Genomic DNA, 19,911 nt, shown 5'->3' with positions numbered 1-19,911 from the left:
CGTCGTGAACGTGCAGCCCTCCCATCCGAACCGTCCCGTCCCGCCACGGGAGCGCCTGTCGAGTGCACTGCTGTATCTGTGCACCGACGCGCGGCGGGAAAAAGGCGATCTGGCCCGATTCGTCGACGCGGCGCTGGCGGGCGGCGTCGATATCGTGCAGCTCAGGGACAAGGGATCGCCGGGCGAGGCCGAGTTCGGGCCGCTCGAGGCGAAGGCCGAGCTCGGTGCGCTCGCCGAGATCAAGGCCGCGACCCGTCGCCACGGCGCCTTGCTCGCGGTGAACGATCGCGCCGATATCGCGCTGGCCGCGGGCGCCGATGTGCTGCACCTCGGCCAGGGCGACCTGCCGCCGTCCTACGCGCGACGCGTCCTCGGCCCCGATGTGGTGATCGGCCGCTCCACCCACAACCGCAACCAGGCGAGCCTGGCCGCGATCGACAGCCACCTCGACTACTTCTGCACCGGCCCGGTCTGGACCACACCGACCAAACCCGGCCGCCAGGCCGCGGGCGTCGACTTCGTCCGTTCGACCGCCGAGTCCCATCCCTCGCTCCCCTGGTTCGCCATCGGCGGCGTCGACGCGCAGCGACTCCCGGAGGTATTGGCCGCCGGCGCCCGCCGTGTGGTCGTCGTCCGGGCGATCACCGCGGCCGCCGATCCGGAAGCCGCGGCTCGCGAGCTGAAGCAAGCGCTACTCGCCGCTGAGTGAGCGCCACGACGGCGCGGCGGATCTGCGTGCTGTCCGGTCGGCGAGGTGTCGCTGAGGACTCAGCCGAGGATGTCGGCCCTGGTGAGGACCGGGCCCGCGGTGGGCTCACCGTCGAGAACGACTTCGACGCCGGGGCCGTCGCCCCGGGCGTGCAGCCAGAAGAAGCCCTGGTCGGGCAGTTCGACTGTGCGGGGCAGCGCGTCCGCGAGCGCGGCGTCGGCGTCCAGGCGCACGCGCAACGGCACCGCGCGCAGTTCGATCCAGGCCGCAGCGAAGCCGGGATGCAACGGCAGATCGGCGACCTCGTCCTCGGGGACCCAGGCCAGTTCGGCGCTCTCCCTGTTGGCGACCGTGGGCAGCGGCTTGTCGGCGTCGGCGACGACGGTGATGTAGGTCCAGCCGCTCGGGGCGGTCATGGTCAGGCGTTCGGCCCGGACCCGGAGATCGGCAGCGGTGATGCCCGCTTCCTCCTCGGCCTCCCGCACGGCCGCGTGCTCGGGTGACTCGTGCGAGTCGCGCGCCCCACCGGGCAGTGCCCAGGTGCCGCCCTGATGACTCCACGGCGCCCGGTGCTGCAGCAGCACCGCCGACCCGCCACTGGGCAACGGCGCGCGCAGCAGCAGACCCGCCGCACCGAATTTGCCCCAGTGCTTGACCCCATCGGGGCTCTTGAACCAGCCGTCGCCGTCGCCGCGCATCCCATACTCTTTCCTCCGAGCAGCCGAACAGCAACCGCTGCGGGGGTGTGTGAGGGGCTGCGCTACCCGTAGGCCCACAATAAACTCCGCACAGGTAGGTGTGCACGGACAGCGCCGGGAGGTGAACGATGGTCGAACCGGGGAATCGCAATGCCTCGACGGAGGTGGCGGCCGTCCGTGTTCGCCCGTCGTCGCAGGCCAAGACGGCTGCGGAGCACTCCGAGGCCGCCGGCGCGGCGCCGGTGACACCGCGCTGGGCGCCGCTGCGCCGCCCGGCCGCGCCGGTCGACCGGCCGCCCGCGCCCGACGTCAGGGCGTTGCGCGCGCAGTTCCAACCCGCCCGGTTGCGCAGCTTCGCGCACTCCTCGCCGGGCCGGCTCGTTGCCGCCGGATTGGTCCTGATGGTGCTGTGCGTCACCGCGGGCGCGGTGACTTCGACGACCGTGAGCGAGCGTCAGCAAGCTCTCGGCGTCCTGCTCGACGACACCGAACCCGACGCGCATTCGGCCAACCACCTCTACACCTCGCTCTCCATCGCCGACGCCGCCGCGGGCACCGCGTTCATCGCGGGCGGACTCGAACCCCAGGCAGTGCGCGACCGCTATACCCAGGCCATCGGTGAGGCCGCCGCCGAACTGGTGACCCAGGCCGGGCACGTCTCCGACGAAGAGGCGGCCGATCCGTCGGGCACCGACCGCCGCCTGCGCACCGGCATCGCGACCGGGCTGCCCGTCTACAGCGGGCTGATCGAGACCGCGCGGGTGAACAACCGCAACGGCTATCCCGTCGGCGCGGCCTATCTGAGCGAGGCCTCGCATCAGATGCAGACTCGACTGCTGCCGATGGCCGAGGAGCTGGAGGACCACCGCTTCGACGCGGTCACCGCCGCGCAGTATCGGCACGTGCAGCCACCGTGGACGGCGATCGCGCTGCTGGTGCTGGCGCTCGGCGCGCTGATCTGGGTGCAGGTGGAGCTGGCGCGGCGCTCGCGCCGGTTCTTCAATATGGGCTTGCTGGTCGGCACCGGCGCGCTGGCGCTGACCCTGATCTGGACGGTGGCGGCCGGTTCGCTCTCCGCGGTGGCGATGATCCGCTGCCGGGACGAGGGCGCGGTGCCGTCGGCGCGTTTGGCCGAGAGCCGAATCCTCGTGCAGCAGGCCAGATCAGCGGAGATGGTGAAGCTGGTCCGCCGTGACGCGACCGGCGACTACGACCGCACGTTCGACACGAACGCCGCCCGGCTCAACGAGCTGCTGGCCGGTTACCCCGAGGACGCGCCCGCCCGCGACGAGGTGGCGCACGCGCGCGCCGCGCTGGCCCGCTGGCAGTCGGCCCATCAGCGGATGAACGACACACTCGAGCGGGGCGATTTCGTGGGTGCGGCCACCGTGGCGACCGGTCCGAGCGCCGCCGATGCGGCAGCCCAGGTCGACGCACTCGATCGGGCACTGGACAAGGCGGGCGCGGTGACCCGAGACACGTTGCGCTCCAGGGTCTCGCAAGCGATCGATGTGCTGTCCTTCCTCGCTCCCGGCGCGTTCGTGCTCGGGATCGTAGCGGCGGCGTGTGTGGCGCTCGGCTTGTGGCCGCGGCTGCGGGAGTACCGATGAGGCGCGGCCGTGTGCTCGCGGCGGTGATGCTGGCCGGACTGCTCGCGGGCTGCTCCGACAGCACCCCCGTGCCCGCCGAGCGGGGCGTCTATTCCGAACCGCCGTTGCCGGCCAAGGCCATTCCGATCGGCACCGACACCCCCGTGCCGCCCGCCGGCGGCGAGCAGTGCGGCGATCCCACCGCGAGCCTACGACCGAGCACCGCCACCGGCCCGACGATCGATGCCATCCGCGCACGCGGCAGGCTCGTCGTCGGCCTCGACGCGGGCAGCAACCTGTTCAGCTTCCGCGATCCCCTCACCGGTCGCATTGTCGGCTTCGACGCCGATATCGCCCGCGAGATCGCCCGCGACCTGCTCGGCAATCCTGATCTGATCGAATACCGCAGTCTCGCTTCGGAAGAGCGTGAGCGGGCACTACAGGATCACACCGTCGACCTGATCGCGAAGACGATGACGATCACCTGCGAGCGACGTCAGCGGGTGGCGTTCTCGACGGTGTATCTGCGGGCCGATCAGCGGGTGCTCGCGGTGAAGGGTTCGGGCATCGAGGGCCTGGCCGATCTGGCGGGCAAGCGGGTGTGCGTGGTGCGCGGCACCACCTCGCTCGATCACATCCGCCGCGACCAACCGGCCGCCACGATCCTGACGGTGCCGACCTGGGCCGACTGCCTGGTGGTGCTGCAACAGCGCCAGGTGGACGCCGTGAGCACCGACGACTCGATCCTGGCCGGCCTGGCCGCCCAAGACCCCTACACCGAGGTGGTCGGGGGGAGCATCAGCGCCGAACCGTACGGCATCGGCATCCCCAAGGGCGACGACGACCTGGTGCGTTTCGTCAACTCCACCCTGGACCGCATCCGCAACGACGGCACCTGGACCCGCATCCACCGCCGCTGGCTCGCGACGCTCGGCGAGACACCGAGCCCGCCCGCACCGAAGTACCAGGACTGACGGCCATGAGCACGAACTCGACCAGTGACGAACCAGGGCAACACGATTCGGCCCCCGAGAACCACGCACTCGCCGAATCGCCCGCACACCCCCAGGCGCGGCACGACGCCGACTCGGCGCCCGCCGAATCGACACCCCACGCCGCTGAGCCGGAGGACCGGGAACGGCGCGAGCCGACCCAGCTGACCCAGCGCCACCGTCCAGGCACGTTGCCCGGCGGGTGGACGCTGCCCGGCGACGACGAGACGCGGCCACTGCCCAAACTCACCGCCGAGGCGGCCGCGGAGTTCGCCAGGCAGCAGGAGAGCAGTCGCGACCAGACCCCGGCCACCGACGCCACCCGGCGCGCCGAGGCGTCCGGCGCCGTCCCGCGAGCCGACGTTCCCCCCGCCGACTTCGAAGCCTCGCAGGAACATCTCGCGACGCAGCGAGCGAGCCGACCCGTGCCGGCGGCACAAGAGCCCGCCGCGTCTGTCCCGACCGAGGCCGCGCAACGCGCCCCCGGGGCCACGCCGAACGCGGCGGCCGAGACAGCCCAGCGCACCCGCGAGACCGCGCCCTACGCGGCCACCGAAATGGCACATCGCCCCGCCGGAACCCCGCCCTACGCGGCCACCGAAGCGGCCCAGCGGGTTCCGGCGAACGCGCCACACGCGGCGACCGAGGCAGCCCCGCGCGACGAGCAGCCCAGCGCACGAGAGACGTCCGAATCGTGGCCCTCCGCGCCACAGACCGGGGTGAGTACCGCGCGGTCGGGGCGCAGTGTGCGGACCGCGCGGTCGCGGCCGACGCGACGGCTCGGCGCCGGGCTGGTGCCGATCCCGACGGTCACCCCGGCCGACCCGCGAGATGCCGTGCTGGCCGATCCGATGGTCTCGGAAGGCAGGCGGTTCTGCTGGCGCTGCGGCAATCCGGTCGGCCGGTCGACGCCGGCGCGAGCCGCCTCGACCAGCGGTGAATGCGAAACCTGCGGGGCCGCTTACGATTTCCGGCCGTCGCTGCACGAGGGCGATATGGTCGCCGGCCAGTACGAGATCCAGGGGTGTATCGCGCACGGCGGTCTCGGCTGGATCTATCTGGCCATCGACCGCAATGTGAGCGACCGGTGGGTGGTGCTCAAGGGCCTGCTGCACGCGGGTGACGCCGAAGCGCAGGCTGTCGCGGTGGCCGAGCGCCAGTTCCTGGCCGAGGTGGCGCACCCGAGCATCGTCAAGATCCACAACTTCGTCGAGCACACCGCGGGTGACGGGTCCATCGGCTACATCGTGATGGAGTACGTGGGCGGCCATTCGCTGCGCGACATCCTCGACGCCAGGCCCCGCGGCGAGCAGATGCCGCTGGCCGAGGCCATCGCGTATGTGCTGGAGATCCTGCCCGCGCTGGAACATCTGCATTCGATCGGGCTCACCTACAACGACCTCAAACCCGACAACGTGATGGTCACCGAGGATCAGGTGAAGCTGATCGACCTCGGCGCGGTCGCCACCATCGACGCCTACGGAAACCTGTACGGCACCAAGGGTTTCCAGGCGCCCGAGATCGCCCGCACCGGGCCGACGCCCGCCTCCGACATCTACACCGTGGGCCGGACGATCGCCGCGCTCACGCTGGCGCTGCCCAGCGAACACGGCCGCTACCTCGACGGCATCCCCGACCCCGCCGACGAACCGCTGCTGGCCCGCTACGAGTTCTTCCACCGATTCCTGCTCACCGCCACCGATCTCGATTCGGCACAGCGGTTTCCGTCGGCGCGGGCGATGTCGGCGCAGCTGGCCGGTGTGTTGCGCGAGATCCTCGCCTACGACACCGGCACGGAACATCCCCAGCTGTCCACAGTGTTCAGTCCACAGCGCACCAGCTTCGGGACCGAGGAACTGATCAGCCAGACCGACGCCTATCTCGACGGTGTCGGTCGCTCGCCACTGCTCGATTCCCGCGATGTGGTGGCCGCACTGCCGATTCCGCTGATCGACCCCGCCGACCCGTCGGCGCCGCTGCTGGCCGCCACCGCCAACCCCGAACCGGAGCGAGTGCTCGAGGCGCTGCACGACTCCCGCGAGCGGGCCGAGGCCGATCCCGACAACGCACCCGACACCCTGGCGGGCGAATTGCTCTTCGCCGAGGCGCGAGCCCGGCTGGAACTGGGCGAGTCGGCGGCGGTGTTGCACATGCTCGACCGGGTCCCCAACGAATCCGATTGGCGCACCGACTGGTTCACCGGTCAGGCGCATCTGCTCGAACTCGACTACGAAGCCGCCTTCGCCTCGTTCGAGGCGGTGCTGCGGGTGCTGCCGGGCGAGATCGCGCCGAAGCTGGCGTTGGCCGCCACTGCGGAACTCATTCTGCAACACTGGCATTCCGACGCGCCCGAGCAGTGGCGAAGCTTCGCCGAACGGTACTACGACACCGTCTGGCGCACCGACCGGGCGGTGGTGAGCGCGGCATTCGGCCTGGCCAGGCAGCTGGCGGTGGCCGGACGAGTCGGCGAAGCGGTCCATGCCCTCGACGATGTGCCCGCGGCGTCCCGCCACTTCACCACCGCCCAGACCACGGCGATCCTGTTGCTGCTCACCAGCTCTCCCGTTGCCGAACTCGACGAGCAGATCCTGCGGCTGGCCGCCTCGCGCGCCCAGTCCATCGCCTCCGGCGAGCACCGCGCCACCCTGATGCGGACGCTGGTGCAGGGCTCCGCGTTGGCCTGGCTACAGGCCGGGAACACACCGAAACGCAAGGACGCCAAGCTGTTCGGTCGCGCCTTCACCGAACGAGAACTGCGCGACGGTACCGAATCCGGCCTGCGCTCGCTCGCCCGCAACGCCCCCGACCGGACGCACCGCTACGCCCTCGTCGATCTGGCCAACTCGCTACGGCCCAAGTCCTGGTTCTGAGCTCAGTGCCCGCCGACCAGTCGGTGGGCCGCGCGGGCGATGGCCAGTTCTTCGTTGGTGGGTACCACCAGCACCGTCACCGGGGCGAACTCCGGCGAAATTCGGCGGATGCCAGGGGCTCTCGCCGCATTGCGGGTCGGGTCGATTTCGATGCCGAGCGCCTCCAGCCCCGCCAGTGCGTCGGCGCGCACCGCCGGGCTGTTCTCCCCCACACCGGCGGTGAAGATGATGTCGTCGACGGTGCCCAGTTCCACCAGATAGGCGCCGAGATAGCGGCGCAGACGGTGGATGTAGACGTCGTAGGCGAGCTTCGCCTGGGTGTCGCCGCCGTCGATGAGCTGCTGCAATTCGCGGAAGTCGTTGACCCCGCTCATGCCTTTGAGGCCGGAACTGCGGTTGAGCAGTTGCTCCACCTGACTCACGTCCAGATCGGCCGCCCGCATGAGATACGGCGTGACGCCAGGATCCAGATCACCCGGCCTGGTCCCCATCACCAGACCTTCGAGCGGGGTCATCCCCATGGTGGTGTCGATCGCGACGCCTCCCCGGATCGACGACGCGGACGCGCCGTTGCCCAGGTGGAAAACGATCTGGTTCAGCTCTTCGGTCGGCTTTCCCAGGAACTGCGCGGCCTTCTCCGACACGTACTGATGCGAGGTCCCGTGGAAGCCGTACTTGCGAATACCGTGGGCCGCAGCCAGTTTCGCGTCGATCGCGTAGGTCTTGGCGGCGTCGGGCATGGTGTGGAAGAACGCCGTGTCGAAGACCGCGACCTCGGGAATGCCGGGCAGCAGCTCCCGCGTCGACTCGATGCCGACCACATTGGCGGGATTGTGCAGCGGCGCGAGCACCGACAGTTCGTCGATCGCGTGCAGCACATCGTCGGTGATCAGGGTCGGTTCCCAGAACACCTCGCCGCCGTGCACCACCCGGTGCCCGACCGCGCCGATGCCGATCGTGGTCAGGTCGAGGCCGGTCTCGCGGAACATCTCGAACGCCCGCAGCAATCCGGCTCGGTGGTCGGGTATCGCCCCGCCGTACTCCAGCTTGGCGGGCCCCGCCTCGTGCACGATCCTGCCGCCATGCGACTCGCCGATCTTCTCGACGAGACCGGATGCCAGCACCTGCGCCGAGACAGCGTGCAGCAGTTGATATTTGATCGACGAGGAGCCGCTGTTCAGCACCAGAACAAGGTCACTCACTTGCCATCCCCCTGAGCCTGGATGGCGGTGATCGCCACCGTGTTGACGATATCGGCGACCAACGCGCCGCGCGAAAGATCGTTCACCGGCTTGCGCAGACCCTGCAGCACCGGCCCGATCGCGACCGCGCCGGCGCTGCGCTGCACCGCCTTGTAGGTGTTGTTGCCGGTATTGAGGTCGGGGAAGACGAAAACCGTGGCCTTGCCCGCCACTTCGGAATCGGGCAGCTTGGCGCTGGCGACGGCCGGCTCGATCGCCGCGTCGTACTGGATCGGGCCTTCCACCGGCAGTTGCGGGGCACGCTCCCGGACGAGTTCGGTGGCGGCGCGAACCTTGTCGACGTCGGCGCCGGTACCGGACGCGCCCGTCGAGTAGGACAGCATCGCTACCCGGGGGTCGATCCCGAACCGGGCCGCCGTGCCCGCCGAGGACACCGCGATATCGGCCAGCTGCTCCGAGGTGGGATCGGGGACCACCGCGCAATCGCCATAGGCGAGAACACGATCGGCCAAGCACATCAGGAACACGCTCGACACCGTGGAGACGCCGGGCACCGTCTTGATGATCTCGAACGAGGGGCGGATCGTGTGCGCGGTGGTGTGCGCGGCACCGGAGACCATGCCGTCGGCGATTCCCTTGTAGACCATCATGGTGCCGAAATACGAGATGTCGGACATGGTTTCGCGCGCACGCTCGAGCGTCATGCCCTTGTGCTTGCGTAATTCGGTGTATTCGGCGGCGAATTCGTCGAGGTAGCCCGAGGTGCGCGGCGCCATCACCTGGGCGTCGGCGATATCCACACCCAGCTCGGCGGCGCGGGCCCGTACCGAGGTCTCGTCACCGAGGATGGTGAGGTCGGCGATCTTGCGCTGCAGCACCCGCCCGGCGGCCCGGATGATGCGGTCGTCGTCGCCCTCGGGCAGCACGATGCGTTTGCGATCGGCGCGGGCGCGCTCGATCAGCCGGTATTCGAACATCTGCGGCGTCACGACGGTCGAGGACGGAACCTGGATGCGCCGCAACAGTTCCGGCGCGTCGACCCGCTGTTCCATCAGCGCGAACGCGGTGTCGACCTTGCGCGGGCTGCCCGCCCACATCCGGCCGCGGGTGCCGTGCACGGCACTGGCGGTGTCGTAGGTGCCCAGTTCGGTGGCCAGGATCGGCAGCTTGGGATGCAGGCCCTCCATCAGCCGCGCGATGGCCGGATGCGGGCGAAGGCCGCCGTTCATGATCACGCCCGCCAGCGACGGGAACCCTTCTGCCTCATGGGCATTAACCAGGCTGAGCAGCACGTCGGAGCGATCGCCGGGAGCGATCACCACCACACCGTCGGAGAGCCGCTCCAGGATGTGTTCGGCTGTCATGCCGCCGACCATGATGCGCAACGCCTCACGCTGCAGCAATTCCGGGTCGCCACTGTAGATTTCGCCGTCGATCGCCCCGCACAGCTCGCCCATGGTGGGCGCCATCAGCAGCGGTACTTCGGGCAGCGTCCAGGACGGCACATCGACACCCGCCAGGGCGGTGGCGATGTCGTCGAGCTCGTCGGGGGCGCAGCGATTGGCGACGATCGCGACCAGATGCGCGTGCTCGGCGGTGAGCTCGGCGGTACACAGGTCGACCAGTTGCTTGACCTCGCCGGGCGTACGTTCCGCGCCGCGAACGACCAGCAGCACGGGCGCGCCCAGGTTCACCGCGATCCGGGCGTTGAAGCGCAGCTCGCTCGGGCTGGCGACATCGGTGTAGTCGCTACCGACGATCACCACCGCGTCACAGGCCTTGGCGACGTCGTGGAAACGCATCACGATGTCGCTGATCGCGGCGGTGGGGTCGCGGTGGACGTCCTCGTAGGTGACGCCGATGGCCTGCTCGTAGCTGATATCGGCAGTGCTGTGCTCGAGCAGCAGTTCGAGGATGTAGTCGGGTTCGTCGGTGGAGCGGGTGATCGGGCGGAACACGCCGACACGTGCGGTGGTCGCGCACAGCATGCCGAGGACACCCAGTGCCACCGTAGATTTTCCGGTGTCCCCCTCGGGCGAGGCGATGTACACGGTGGACGGCGCTTGTTCGACCATGCTCGCGAGCTTAGTGAATTGTCGGCGATTCAGGGGTTCGGTGGGGTCCGATCGGTCGCGTTATAGTCCGCCCCATGACATCGCAGTTCCCGGATCGCCAGTGGGGCTCCCGCACCAATCCCCTGTCCCGCGCAGCCAACCGATTCGCCGCGACCAAGCCGGGTTCCTGGCTGATTCGCACCATCACCCCGCTCGACCGCGCCCTGCTCGAGCGCACCGACGCCAAGTACACCGTGCTCGGCCCGATCGGCGCCCCGGTGATCCTGCTCACGACCACCGGCCGCAAGTCCGGCGTCGCGCGCACCCAGCCGCTGCTCTACGTCCACGACGGCGACACCCTGTACGTGGTCGGTTCCAACTTCGGCCAGGACCACCACCCGGCCTGGACCGGCAACCTGCTCGCCGATCCGACCGCCACCGTCGCCATCGCCGGCGAGCGCATCCCGGTCACCGCCACCCCGGTCACCGACGCGGACAAGGACGCGATCTTCGCCCGCTTCATCGACATCACCGGCGCCTACGCCGCCTACCGCGATCGCACCACCCGCGACCTGCGGATGTTCGCCCTGCGCCGGGTGTAACCGCCGGTTTCAGGCCAGATCGGCGGGACGCACGCGCAGCTTGGCGGCGATCCGGGCCAGGGCTCGCCCGTCGGCGGCGCTCACCTGATCGAGGAAGCGTTCGCGGACCGCGCGCACATGGGTCGGCGCCGCCGCGACGACCGTCGCGTACCCGGCATCGGTGAGCGAGGCGACCGTGTACCGGCCGTCGTCGGCGTCGGGCGCTCGGGTCACCCAGCCTCGCTGCTCGAACCGCTTGACGACGTTCGAGAGCCGCGACAGCGATCCGTTCGCCAGGAAGGCCAGCTCGCTCATCCTGATCCGGCGCTCGGGGGCCTCGGACAGATGGCTCAGCACTAGGTACTCGAAGAGTGTCAGCCCCGCCTCTGCCTGCAGCGGCGCCTCCAAACGGCCCGGCAGCAGCAGGATCAGGGAGACCAGGCCGGTCCAGGCTTCCTTCTCCTCCGCGTTCAGCCACGCCGGCGCCGCCGCCTCGGCGTCCGCGCCGTCGGATCCTGGGGTCGCCGCAGTCATCGGGTAATCATAGCGAGGCCGATTGAGTTCACACGTGAAGTCATTTCGTGCTAGTTTGACTTCATACTTGAAGTCAAACGAAAGGTTCGTAGCGATGAGCACCGCCACCTTCGCCAGCACCCCCGGATACGGCCAGACCCTCTTCGACCTGCTGCATTACCGCCAGGCGGTCCGCGTCGGCGACCGCGTCGACATCTCCGGCCAGGGTGGCTGGAACGACGACATCACCTTCCCCGAATCCCTCGAGGAAGAAATCGTCCAGGCCTTCGAGAACGTGGAGCGCACGCTCGCGACGGTCGGAGCGACCTGGGCCGACGTCATCGCCGTGGACAGCTTCCACATCCCGGCGGTCGAGGACACGATCGGCGACGCGCACAACCGCGTCATGGTCGAGCAGTTCCGCAAGCGCATGGGCGAGCGCGCACCGATCTGGACCCAAATCGGCGTCGCCGCCCTCGGCGCCCCCGGCATGCGCGTCGAGATCCGGGTGACCGCACTCGTGAACCAGCAGGACTGACCCGGTATCCGGTCAGCCCCGCCGGTTCGAGCGCTCGGCCCACGCCGTGGCGGCGATCAGACCTTGTCGACCTCGCCGTTCGACAGGGCCTTCTGCAGGGAGTTGAAGACCGTCAGACCCTGGCCGACCATGCCGTTGAGCAGCTCACCGACGCCGTCGGGGCCGTTGAGGACGGTGAGGTTGGCGCCCGCAAGGCCGTGCGAGGCCTGCTTGACGATTTCGGGAAGCTGCTCGATGAGCATCTGATCCAGCGCGATGCGGTTGTTGGACGCCGCCGCCTCGGCCTGAATGCGGGTGCGGTCGGCCTCGGCCACCGCGAGGATGCGGACTCGTTCCGCCTCCGCCTCAGCGGGTTTCACCACTTCGGCCTGGAGCTGCTGTTCGCGGAGTTCGGCATTCTTGCGGGCCTGCTCGGCTTGGGCGTGCAGGACGGCCTGCCTGGCGATGGCGTCGGCGAGCGGGCCCGCCTGTGCCGCTTCGGCATTGGCCTTGTCGATGTCGCGCTGGTACTCGGCCTTGAGGATCGAGGTTTCGCGTTCGTATTCGGCGCGACGGCGCAGGGATTCCTGCTCGGCTTCGGCGGAGCGCTGGGCGGCTTGGGCTTGAGCGATCTGGGCGTCCCGCTGAACGGCCGCATTGTGCGGTGCGGCAAGGGCATTGATGTAGCCGAGGTTGCCGTCGTCGATGGACTGGATCTGGAACGAGTCGACCCACAGGCCGATATTGCTCATCTCCACCTTGGAGGCGATGAGCACCTCGTCGGCCAGCTTCTGACGTTCGCGGATGATCTCCTCGACGGTCATCGAGCCCACGATCGAGCGCAGGTGACCGGAGAAGATGCGGCCCGTGAGCACCGACATCTCCTGCTCCTGTTCGGACAGGAAGCGTTGTGCCGCATTGACGATCGACTGGGTGTCGTTGGCGACCTTGAACGCGATCACCGCACGCACATCGAGCTGGATGGCTTGCTTGGTGACGCAGCGCTCGCGGATCTCGGACTCGAACATGGCCAGCGACAGGTAGCGGACCTTGCGGAACAGCGGCACCACCCAGGTGCCGCGCCCGATGACCACCTTGAACGGGGTGTCGTCTTTGGTCTTGGCGCCACTGACCAGCATGGCTTCGTCGGGATCGGGAACGTGATAGCCCAGCATCGCGGGCCCCTTTCACTCAGAGGGAAGCGGAATCCAGGTGACCACGTCGACCAGGCGTCCCGGGTGGACCGCGACGATCAACACGGTGGTCCAGGCGGCGATCGGTTCGTCGGCTCGGGCGAGGTAGAGCTCGGTGCCCCCGCGAATCGAGATCAGTACCTCACCCAGTGCGCCCGCCTCCCGAATCGGTGACGTGATGGTGCCCGTCATGCCCTGCACGGAGTCGGTCATCGCGGGTGAACCTCCCTGTCTCGCACCGGATGCCGTCAGCGTACGGAGGGTCGGCTATAAGCCGGTAGCAAAATTCTTATTGACAGCATTCTGTCAAATATGACAACATACTGTCATGCCAATGAAAACAGTTCACGTAGCCGTCTACGACACCCTCGCCGACTGGGAAGTGGGGGCCGCGACGGCGCACATCGCCAACGGCAACTGGCACCGGGAGCCCGGAACATTCGAGGTCGCGACGGTCGGTCTCACCACCGCACCGATCACCACCATGGGCCGTCTGCGAGTGACGCCCGACCTGGCCGTCGCCGATCTCGACCCGGCCGACAGCGCGATGCTGATCCTGCCCGGCGCGGACCTGTGGCTGGGCGAGGACCTGATCACGTTCGCGCACAAGGCGAAAGAGTTCGTCGATGCCGGGGTACCGGTGGCCGCGATCTGCGGCGCGACCTTCGGACTGGCCACCGCGGGCCTGCTCGACGATCGCGCGCACACCAGCAACGCGGCGGAATTCCTGGTCTACAGCGGATATTCGGGCGCGCGGCACTACGTCGAGGCGCCTGCGGTCAACGACCGTGACGTGATCACCGCGGACGCGATGTCGCCGTTCGAATTCGCCCGAGAGATCTTCGCGCGTCTGGATCTGTACGAACCGCAGGTCCTCGAGGCCTGGTACAAGCTGTATGCGCACAAGGACCCGGCCGGGTACGCCGTGCTCGCCGAATACGAAGGGATCCACGCAGCTTGAACCCCGAACAGGACCTGCTCGACGGCGCCGCCCTCACCGTCTTCCGGCTCAACGGTCAATTCCTGACCATCGGCGACGGATTGTCCGCGCCTGCCGGAATCTCGGTGGCCTGGTGGCAGGTGATGGCCGCCGTGCAGGACCAGCCGCAGCCGGTGGCCGGGATCGCCCGCGCGATGGGTATCACCCGGCAGAGCGTGCAGCGGATCGCGGACCTGCTGGTCGGCAAGGGGATGTGCGAATACCGGCCCAACCCCGCGCACAAGCGGGCCAAGCTGGTCGCGATGACCGAGGCGGGCGAGACCGCCCTTCGCCGGATAAATCCGCAGCACGCGGCCATGGCGCACCGGCTGGCCGAGGCGCTCGGTCCGGCCGAGTTCGCCGCGACGGTCGCGACCCTCCAGCGTCTCGCGGCGACTCTCGACACGATCATCGCCGACGAGGACTAGCCGCACAGCGGCCGACGCCCCCATCACCGAACAGGCGATGGGGGCGTCACCTCGGGGACGGGTCAGCCCTGCAGGACGGCCTCGATCTCGAGGGTGAGGGTGATCTTGTCGCCGATCACGGCGCCGCCGTCGGGCAGCGGCATGTCGATGTCGAGGCCGAAGTCGCGACGCGAGACCACGGTCTTGGCTTCGAAACCGGCGACCTGGCCGTTGCCCATGCCCGGGCTCACGCCGACGAACTCGACCTCGAGGGTGACCGGCTTGGTGTTGCCGCGCACGGTGAACTCACCGTCGACGACGAAATCGCTGCCCTCGCCACGGAACCCGGTGGACGTGAAGGTCATCAGCGGGAATTCCTCGGCGTGGAAGAAGTCGGCGGTGCGCAGGTGGCCGTCGCGCTGAGCGTTGTCGGTGGTGAGGGAGTCGACGCGGATCTCGGCGTGCGCGGTGGCGGTGCCGTCCTCGGCGATCACGAGGGCGCCGTCGAAGTCGGTGAAGCGGCCACGCACCTTGCTCACCATCAGGTGGCGTACGGAGAAGCCGACGGTGGAGTGGGTGGGGTCGATGGCCCAGGTGCCCGCGGTGAGTCCCTTGGCGATGGCGGTGGTCATGAGTGTTCTCCTTGGGGGTCGGTGTGCATCAGCGATGTGCTGCGAGAAGGTCTTCGAACGGGGTCGTATCGGTGTAGGGGTCGGTAGGTCGGGTAGCGGACGTGCCGAGCAGCAGCGCGCCGAATTCGGCTGCGGCGCGGTCGATTCGGTTGTTGAGCGCCTTGTCGCCGCCGTTCGCGCCCCAATCGGTCGAGGCCGCGTAGACCGCGGTGGGGACGACGATCGAGCGCAGGTAGGCGAACAGCGGGCGCACCGCGTGCTCGAGCGCCAGGGAATGACGCTCGGTGCCGCCGGTCGCGCCGGCCAGCACCGGCATCCCGGCGAGCGAATCCGGTTCCAGCACATCGAAGAACGTCTTGAACAGGCCGCTGTAGGAGGCGCTGAAGATCGGCGTCACGGCGATCAGGCCGTCGGCGGTGACGACCTTGTCGATCGCCGCCCGCAGCGCGGGGGCCGGGAACCCGGTGAGCAGGTTGTCGGCCAGATCGCGCGCGTGATCACGCAGGTCGACGAAGTCCACTTCGACCTCGGCGCCTTTCGCGCGCAGCTCGCGTGCTGCCGCGGCGGCCAGTCGATCGGCCAGCAAACGTGTCGACGAAGGCTGCGAAAGCCCTGCCGACACCACGGCGATACGGGTTGTCATGAGATCACCTCCGTGGTGTGCGGGCCGCCGAGTGCGCGGCGCGGTGTGGATGTCACGCACTGACCTCCGCCACGGTCTTGGCGGCGAGCAGCGAGTCGTGCGTCGGAGCGTCCGGGACGTGGGCCGGGCGTCCAGCCGCGAACTCCTTGCGCAGCACCGGAATTACCTCCTCGCCGAGCAGGTCGAGCTGCTCGAGCACCGTCTTCAACGGGAGTCCGGCGTGGTCGACCAGGAACAGCTGACGCTGGTAGTCGCCGAAGTGCTCGCGGAAGGTGAGCGTCTTCTCGATCACCTGCTCCGGGCTGCCCACAGTGAGCGGGGTCTGCTCGGTGAAATCCTCGAGCGACGGGCCGTGCCCGTAGACGGGCGCGTTGTCGAAGTAGGGGCGGAACTCACGCACCGCGTCCTGCGAGTTCTTGCGCAGGAACACTTGTCCGCCGAGCCCGACGATCGCCTGGTCGGCGCTGCCGTGGCCGTAGTGCTCGTAGCGGCGGCGGTACAGATCGATCAGCCGCTTGAAATGGTCAGTGGGCCAGAAGATGTGGTTGGCGAAGAAGCCGTCACCGTAGTAGGCGGCCTGTTCGGCGATCTCCGGGCTACGGATCGACCCGTGCCAGACGAACGGCGGCACGTCGTCGAGCGGACGCGGGGTCGAGGTGAACGACTGCAGCGGCGTACGGAACTTGCCTTCCCAGTTCACGACGTCTTCACGCCACAGCCGGTGCAACAGGGCGTAGTTCTCGATGGCCAGGGGGATGCCGTCGCGGATGTCCTTGCCGAACCACGGATAGACCGGGCCGGTGTTGCCGCGGCCGAGCATCAGGTCGACGCGGCCGTCGGCCAGGTGCTGCAGCATCGCGAAGTCCTCGGCGATCTTGACCGGGTCGTTCGTGGTGATGAGTGTGGTCGAGGTGGACAGCGTGATCTTGTCGGTGCGGCCCGCGATGTAGCCGAGCATCGTCGTCGGTGACGACGGCACGAAGGGCCGATTGTGGTGCTCGCCCATCGCGAACACATCGAGACCCACTTCCTCGGCCTTCTGCGCGATCGCGACCATCGCCTTGATCCGCTCGGCCTCGGTGGGGGTGCGGCCGGTGGTGGGATCGGTGGTCACATCGCCGACGCTGAAGATTCCGAACTGCACGGGCCCTCCTTTGGTTGCCATGGCAACTATAACCACGGCAGGCGGGCGCCTATTCCGATGAGACGCGGATCACATGACTACTCGGCGAACGGGCGGCGCGTGCGGCCGATCAAATCGGCCACCGAGCCCACCACCATGGTCGGCCGGAACGGGTAGGCCTCCACCGAGGACTTCGTCGAGATGCCGGAGGTCACCAACACCGTGCGCAGGCCCGCCTCCAAGCCCGCGATCACGTCGGTGTCCATCCGGTCGCCGATCATCACCGTCGATTGGGAATGCGCGCCGATCTGACGCAGGGCCGAGCGCATCATCAGCGGATTCGGCTTGCCGACGTAGTACGGCTCCTTACCGGTGGCGCGGGTGATCAGGGCGGCGACCGAACCGGTGGCGGGCAGGACGCCGTCGCGCGAGGGTCCGGTGGCATCAGGGTTGGTCGCGATGAACTTCGCGCCCCGGTCCACCAGCCGGATCGCGGTGGTGATCGCCTCGAAGGAGTACGTCCGGGTTTCGCCGAGGACCACGTAATCGGGGTCGCTGTCGGTGAGCACGTAGCCGATCTCGTGCAGCGCGGTGGTGAGACCGGATTCGCCGACCACGTACGCGGTGCCGTTGGGGCGCTGATCGTCCAGGAAGGTCGCCGTGGCCAGCGCCGAGGTCCAGATCGACTCCTCGGGGATGTCGAGGCCGGTGTGGCGCAGGCGGGCCTGGAGGTCGCGGGGCGTGCGGATCGAGTTATTGGTCAGCACGAGGAACGGGATCTCGTTGGCGCGCAGTTCGGCGAGGAACTCGTCGGCGCCGGGGATCAGTTGATCCTCGTGCACCAGCACGCCGTCCATGTCGGTCAGGTACGACAAGATCTGCTCATCCTTGGTGGCCACCAGTTAATTGTCCGCTAAAACTCGGCGTGGTGGGTGATGAAAACGGCATAGGCGCGGATGGCGGGCCGCGCGCTAGTGTCGTGTCGGCAGGGGTCAACAGACGACAGGAGTGGCTGGCATGGTCGATCTCAAGCTCGGGTACAAAGCATCGGCAGAACAGTTCGGACCACGAGAACTGGTCGAACTCGGCGTCGCCGCCGAGCAACACGGCCTCGACAGCGCCACCGTGAGCGACCACTTCCAGCCATGGCGCCACGACGGCGGGCACGCGCCGTTCTCACTGGCCTGGCTGGCGGCCGTCGGCGAGCGCACCGAACGCATCCAGCTCGGCACCTCCGTACTCACCCCGACCTTTCGCTACAACCCGGCGGTGATCGCGCAGTCCTTCGCCACGCTGGGCTGCCTGTACCCGAACCGGGTGATGCTCGGTGTCGGCACCGGCGAGGCCCTCAACGAGATCGCCACCGGCTACAAGGGCGAATGGCCCGACTTCAAAGAGCGTTTCGCCCGCCTGCGTGAAGCGGTGAAGATGATGCGCGAATTGTGGACCGGCGAGCGCGTCGATTTCGACGGCGAGTACTACCACACCGTCGGCGCCTCCATCTACGACGTCCCCAAGGGCGGCATCCCCGTCTACATCGCCGCGGGCGGCCCGGTGGTCGCCCGGTACGCGGGTCGCGCGGGCGACGGCTTCATCTGCACCTCGGGCAAGGGCATGGATCTCTACACCGAGAAGCTGCTGCCCGCGGTGGCCGAGGGCGCGGAGAAGGTCGAGCGCGATGTCGCCGAGATCGACAAGATGATCGAGATCAAGATCTCCTACGACACCGATCCCGAACTCGCACTCCAGAACACCCGCTTCTGGGCCCCGCTCTCGCTGACTCCCGAACAGAAGCACGACATCACCGACCCCATCGAAATGGAAAAGGCCGCCGACGCCCTCCCCATCGAACAAGTCGCCAAACGGTGGATCGTCGCCAGCGACCCCGACGAAGCCGTCGCCAAGATCAAGCCCTACCTCGACGCGGGCCTCAACCACCTCGTCTTCCACGCCCCCGGCCAAGACCAACTCCGCTTCCTCGACCTCTTCAAACGAGACCTGGCCCCCCGCCTGCGCGCGCTCGGCTGAGACCGGTCTGCTCAGATCCCCGGCCGGGCGCCATTAACGGTGCCCGGCCGGATATCGATCCATGGTCACGAACACCGGAACGACACAAGGAAACGAACCATGGGATTGTGGATCGGTAGCCCGGCGCTGAGCGCCACCGAGAAGGTTGTCTGGCAGAAACTCGCCAATCGAACACAAGGCAGCAGGGCCGTCGGCGGACGCCTCCACCTGACCGAGACCCGGCTGCTCTTCGTACCCAATCACCTCGACGCGATCACCGGCGGCAAGCGCTGGGAAGCGCCCCTGACCCAACTGCGCGCCGTTGGGCAGCAAAGCCCGGACGGCGGCCTGTTCAGCGGGGGCCTCCGCACTCGTCTGCGCGTGGACACCGACGCCGGAACCGAACTTTTCGTCATCGCTCCGATCGACGAGGCGATCGCGATTCTGGACGCCGCAAGGCAGTGAATCCGTTCAGGGCCGGCGCCGTAAGCCTGTAGACAATAGTAGACAATTTTCGGCTAGACTGATTTCATGAAGTCGATCAGTGTCGGCGAACTCCGCCAGAATCCGTCCGCGATGGTCGCCGACGTCGAGTCCGGCGAGGTCTACGAGTTGACGCGCCACAACCACCGGGTCGGCTACATCGTGCCCGCGGTCTCGTCGACCCAGATCATCCGGCGCGCGGTCGACGGCGGGGCACACACGAGCGCCATCGCCCGGCACGAACTCCGCAGCGCCGCGTCCATCGACGAGCTCCTCGAGTCCGAGAAGGGCGAGTGGTGAGGGCCTATTACCTCGACACCTCGGTGGCAATGCGGATCATGTTGGGCCATTCCATCGAAGCCGCACGGTGGTTCGACGAGACGACCGCGGACAAAGAGTGCCGGATCGTCTCTTCGCGACTGTTGCGCACCGAGATCACTCGCGTTCTTCGCCGGGAAGGCCTGGCCGTGCTCGACCGAGGTCAGATCATCGACCACATCGACATCATTCCGATCGATCACGCTGTGCTGAACGAAGCCGAAGCGATCATCTCGCACATCCGGACACTCGACGCGATTCATCTCGCCTCGGCACTGCGCAGCGGTTTGGACGATCTCACGGTGGTGACGCACGACAAGAACATGGCCACCGTCGCGGGCCACCTGGGGTTCGCGGTCTACGACCCGGTCCGGTAGGCGATCCACGAGTCCGACATCGAC

21 protein-coding genes and 1 pseudogene are annotated in these 19,911 nt (G+C 68.3%); 12 read left to right on the top strand and 10 right to left on the bottom strand.

From position 1 onward, the window contains the following. Positions 1-10 precede the first annotated feature (10 nt). Positions 11-709, top strand: coding sequence for a thiamine phosphate synthase (thiE, locus tag ACFWFP_RS30145; RefSeq protein WP_379300642.1), 699 nt, complete (start codon positions 11-13; stop codon positions 707-709). A gap of 59 nt (positions 710-768) precedes the next feature. Here thiE and ACFWFP_RS30140 read toward each other — a convergent pair whose 3' ends face one another. Beyond that, entirely contained in the window at positions 769-1,407 is a 639-nt protein-coding gene (locus ACFWFP_RS30140; RefSeq protein WP_379300640.1) for an NUDIX domain-containing protein, read from the bottom strand. Between the two features lie 128 nt (positions 1,408-1,535). On the opposite strand from ACFWFP_RS30140, the gene ACFWFP_RS30135 reads away from it, so the two are divergent. The 3 genes from ACFWFP_RS30135 to ACFWFP_RS30125 all read left to right on the top strand — a co-directional run bounded on the left by ACFWFP_RS30135 (position 1,536) and on the right by ACFWFP_RS30125 (position 6,858). Beyond that, positions 1,536-3,017, top strand: coding sequence for a hypothetical protein (locus ACFWFP_RS30135; protein WP_379300638.1), 1,482 nt, complete (start codon positions 1,536-1,538; stop codon positions 3,015-3,017). Next, positions 3,014-3,970 (top strand): glutamate ABC transporter substrate-binding protein, encoded by a 957-nt coding sequence (locus ACFWFP_RS30130; protein ID WP_379300636.1) that lies wholly within the window; start codon positions 3,014-3,016, stop codon positions 3,968-3,970. The genes ACFWFP_RS30135 and ACFWFP_RS30130 overlap by 4 nt, the downstream gene beginning before the upstream one ends. Before the next feature lie 575 nt (positions 3,971-4,545). Further along, entirely contained in the window at positions 4,546-6,858 is a 2,313-nt protein-coding gene (locus ACFWFP_RS30125) for a serine/threonine-protein kinase PknG (RefSeq protein ID WP_379300723.1), read from the top strand. Between the two features lie 2 nt (positions 6,859-6,860). Here ACFWFP_RS30125 and ACFWFP_RS30120 read toward each other — a convergent pair whose 3' ends face one another. Together ACFWFP_RS30120 and pta are read right to left on the bottom strand one after the other, a co-directional pair. Next, complete coding sequence (locus ACFWFP_RS30120; RefSeq protein ID WP_379300634.1) at positions 6,861-8,060, bottom strand: acetate kinase; 1,200 nt, start codon at positions 8,058-8,060, stop codon at positions 6,861-6,863. Further along, entirely contained in the window at positions 8,057-10,135 is a 2,079-nt protein-coding gene (gene pta, locus ACFWFP_RS30115; protein WP_379300633.1) for a phosphate acetyltransferase, read from the bottom strand. Before pta ends, ACFWFP_RS30120 begins: the two co-directional genes overlap by 4 nt. 74 nt (positions 10,136-10,209) lie before the next feature. On the opposite strand from pta, the gene ACFWFP_RS30110 reads away from it, so the two are divergent. Then, complete coding sequence (locus tag ACFWFP_RS30110) at positions 10,210-10,716, top strand: nitroreductase/quinone reductase family protein (RefSeq protein ID WP_379300631.1); 507 nt, start codon at positions 10,210-10,212, stop codon at positions 10,714-10,716. A 9-nt stretch (positions 10,717-10,725) separates the two neighbouring features. Here ACFWFP_RS30110 and ACFWFP_RS30105 read toward each other — a convergent pair whose 3' ends face one another. Further along, positions 10,726-11,229 carry a MarR family winged helix-turn-helix transcriptional regulator gene (locus ACFWFP_RS30105; RefSeq protein ID WP_379300629.1) on the bottom strand — a complete coding sequence of 168 codons (504 nt, stop codon included), beginning with the start codon at positions 11,227-11,229 and terminating at the stop codon, positions 10,726-10,728. A gap of 94 nt (positions 11,230-11,323) precedes the next feature. Here ACFWFP_RS30105 and ACFWFP_RS30100 point away from each other — a divergent pair, with 94 nt between their 5' ends. Continuing rightward, positions 11,324-11,746 carry a Rid family hydrolase gene (locus tag ACFWFP_RS30100; RefSeq protein ID WP_379300627.1) on the top strand — a complete coding sequence of 141 codons (423 nt, stop codon included), beginning with the start codon at positions 11,324-11,326 and terminating at the stop codon, positions 11,744-11,746. A 56-nt stretch (positions 11,747-11,802) separates the two neighbouring features. Here ACFWFP_RS30100 and ACFWFP_RS30095 read toward each other — a convergent pair whose 3' ends face one another. After that, complete coding sequence (locus tag ACFWFP_RS30095; protein WP_062986140.1) at positions 11,803-12,900, bottom strand: flotillin family protein; 1,098 nt, start codon at positions 12,898-12,900, stop codon at positions 11,803-11,805. A 12-nt stretch (positions 12,901-12,912) separates the two neighbouring features. Further along, on the bottom strand, positions 12,913-13,131 hold the full coding sequence (locus tag ACFWFP_RS30090) for a hypothetical protein (RefSeq protein WP_378633666.1): 219 nt from the start codon (positions 13,129-13,131) through the stop codon (positions 12,913-12,915). Between the two features lie 121 nt (positions 13,132-13,252). Here ACFWFP_RS30090 and ACFWFP_RS30085 point away from each other — a divergent pair, with 121 nt between their 5' ends. Together ACFWFP_RS30085 and ACFWFP_RS30080 are read left to right on the top strand one after the other, a co-directional pair. Further along, positions 13,253-13,879 (top strand): DJ-1/PfpI family protein, encoded by a 627-nt coding sequence (locus tag ACFWFP_RS30085; protein ID WP_379300625.1) that lies wholly within the window; start codon positions 13,253-13,255, stop codon positions 13,877-13,879. Next, positions 13,876-14,325 carry a MarR family winged helix-turn-helix transcriptional regulator gene (locus tag ACFWFP_RS30080; RefSeq protein WP_379300623.1) on the top strand — a complete coding sequence of 150 codons (450 nt, stop codon included), beginning with the start codon at positions 13,876-13,878 and terminating at the stop codon, positions 14,323-14,325. Before ACFWFP_RS30085 ends, ACFWFP_RS30080 begins: the two co-directional genes overlap by 4 nt. A 62-nt stretch (positions 14,326-14,387) precedes the next feature. Here ACFWFP_RS30080 and ACFWFP_RS30075 read toward each other — a convergent pair whose 3' ends face one another. The 4 genes from ACFWFP_RS30075 to ACFWFP_RS30060 all read right to left on the bottom strand — a co-directional run bounded on the left by ACFWFP_RS30075 (position 14,388) and on the right by ACFWFP_RS30060 (position 17,559). Beyond that, on the bottom strand, positions 14,388-14,936 hold the full coding sequence (locus tag ACFWFP_RS30075) for a YceI family protein (RefSeq protein WP_379300621.1): 549 nt from the start codon (positions 14,934-14,936) through the stop codon (positions 14,388-14,390). Positions 14,937-14,964: 28 nt separating this feature from the next. Then, positions 14,965-15,579 carry an FMN reductase gene (locus ACFWFP_RS30070; RefSeq protein WP_379300619.1) on the bottom strand — a complete coding sequence of 205 codons (615 nt, stop codon included), beginning with the start codon at positions 15,577-15,579 and terminating at the stop codon, positions 14,965-14,967. A gap of 52 nt (positions 15,580-15,631) precedes the next feature. After that, positions 15,632-16,723 (bottom strand): LLM class flavin-dependent oxidoreductase, encoded by a 1,092-nt coding sequence (locus ACFWFP_RS30065; RefSeq protein WP_379300617.1) that lies wholly within the window; start codon positions 16,721-16,723, stop codon positions 15,632-15,634. Between the two features lie 77 nt (positions 16,724-16,800). Next, a complete protein-coding gene (locus tag ACFWFP_RS30060) occupies positions 16,801-17,559 on the bottom strand; it encodes an HAD-IIA family hydrolase (RefSeq protein WP_378996145.1) in 759 nt (252 codons plus the stop codon). A gap of 160 nt (positions 17,560-17,719) precedes the next feature. Between ACFWFP_RS30060 and fgd the strand changes: the two genes are divergently transcribed. The 4 genes and pseudogenes from fgd to ACFWFP_RS30040 all read left to right on the top strand — a co-directional run bounded on the left by fgd (position 17,720) and on the right by ACFWFP_RS30040 (position 19,887). Beyond that, complete coding sequence (gene fgd / locus ACFWFP_RS30055) at positions 17,720-18,730, top strand: glucose-6-phosphate dehydrogenase (coenzyme-F420) (RefSeq protein ID WP_379300615.1); 1,011 nt, start codon at positions 17,720-17,722, stop codon at positions 18,728-18,730. A gap of 99 nt (positions 18,731-18,829) precedes the next feature. Beyond that, entirely contained in the window at positions 18,830-19,174 is a 345-nt protein-coding gene (locus tag ACFWFP_RS30050) for a hypothetical protein (protein WP_379300613.1), read from the top strand. A gap of 66 nt (positions 19,175-19,240) precedes the next feature. After that, positions 19,241-19,390, top strand: a pseudogene (locus ACFWFP_RS30045) (type II toxin-antitoxin system Phd/YefM family antitoxin); the annotation flags it as partial. Between the two features lie 95 nt (positions 19,391-19,485). Then, a complete protein-coding gene (locus ACFWFP_RS30040) occupies positions 19,486-19,887 on the top strand; it encodes a PIN domain-containing protein (RefSeq protein ID WP_379300611.1) in 402 nt (133 codons plus the stop codon). Positions 19,888-19,911: the final 24 nt, after the last annotated feature.

It is taken from the genome of Nocardia sp. NPDC060249, from assembly GCF_042728755.1.
Taxonomy (GTDB): Bacteria; Actinomycetota; Actinomycetes; order Mycobacteriales; family Mycobacteriaceae; genus Nocardia.
This window is presented reverse-complemented; position numbering and strand designations above follow the sequence as displayed.

Bases quoted from the DNA above. Each gene is read 5' to 3' on its own strand.
- ACFWFP_RS30140 (WP_379300640.1), bottom strand. From the start codon at position 1,407: ATGCGCGGCGACGGCGACGGCTGGTTCAAGAGCCCCGATGGGGTCAAG.
- ACFWFP_RS30135 (WP_379300638.1), top strand. From the start codon at position 1,536: ATGGTCGAACCGGGGAATCGCAATGCCTCGACGGAGGTGGCGGCCGTC.
- ACFWFP_RS30130 (WP_379300636.1), top strand. From the start codon at position 3,014: ATGAGGCGCGGCCGTGTGCTCGCGGCGGTGATGCTGGCCGGACTGCTC.
- ACFWFP_RS30125 (WP_379300723.1), top strand. From the start codon at position 4,546: ATGGCACATCGCCCCGCCGGAACCCCGCCCTACGCGGCCACCGAAGCG.
- pta (WP_379300633.1), bottom strand. From the start codon at position 10,135: ATGGTCGAACAAGCGCCGTCCACCGTGTACATCGCCTCGCCCGAGGGG.
- ACFWFP_RS30110 (WP_379300631.1), top strand. From the start codon at position 10,210: ATGACATCGCAGTTCCCGGATCGCCAGTGGGGCTCCCGCACCAATCCC.
- ACFWFP_RS30105 (WP_379300629.1), bottom strand. From the start codon at position 11,229: ATGACTGCGGCGACCCCAGGATCCGACGGCGCGGACGCCGAGGCGGCG.
- ACFWFP_RS30100 (WP_379300627.1), top strand. From the start codon at position 11,324: ATGAGCACCGCCACCTTCGCCAGCACCCCCGGATACGGCCAGACCCTC.
- ACFWFP_RS30095 (WP_062986140.1), bottom strand. From the start codon at position 12,900: ATGCTGGGCTATCACGTTCCCGATCCCGACGAAGCCATGCTGGTCAGT.
- ACFWFP_RS30090 (WP_378633666.1), bottom strand. From the start codon at position 13,131: ATGACCGACTCCGTGCAGGGCATGACGGGCACCATCACGTCACCGATT.
- ACFWFP_RS30085 (WP_379300625.1), top strand. From the start codon at position 13,253: ATGAAAACAGTTCACGTAGCCGTCTACGACACCCTCGCCGACTGGGAA.
- ACFWFP_RS30075 (WP_379300621.1), bottom strand. From the start codon at position 14,936: ATGACCACCGCCATCGCCAAGGGACTCACCGCGGGCACCTGGGCCATC.
- ACFWFP_RS30070 (WP_379300619.1), bottom strand. From the start codon at position 15,579: ATGACAACCCGTATCGCCGTGGTGTCGGCAGGGCTTTCGCAGCCTTCG.
- ACFWFP_RS30060 (WP_378996145.1), bottom strand. From the start codon at position 17,559: ATGGACGGCGTGCTGGTGCACGAGGATCAACTGATCCCCGGCGCCGAC.
- fgd (WP_379300615.1), top strand. From the start codon at position 17,720: ATGGTCGATCTCAAGCTCGGGTACAAAGCATCGGCAGAACAGTTCGGA.
- ACFWFP_RS30050 (WP_379300613.1), top strand. From the start codon at position 18,830: ATGGGATTGTGGATCGGTAGCCCGGCGCTGAGCGCCACCGAGAAGGTT.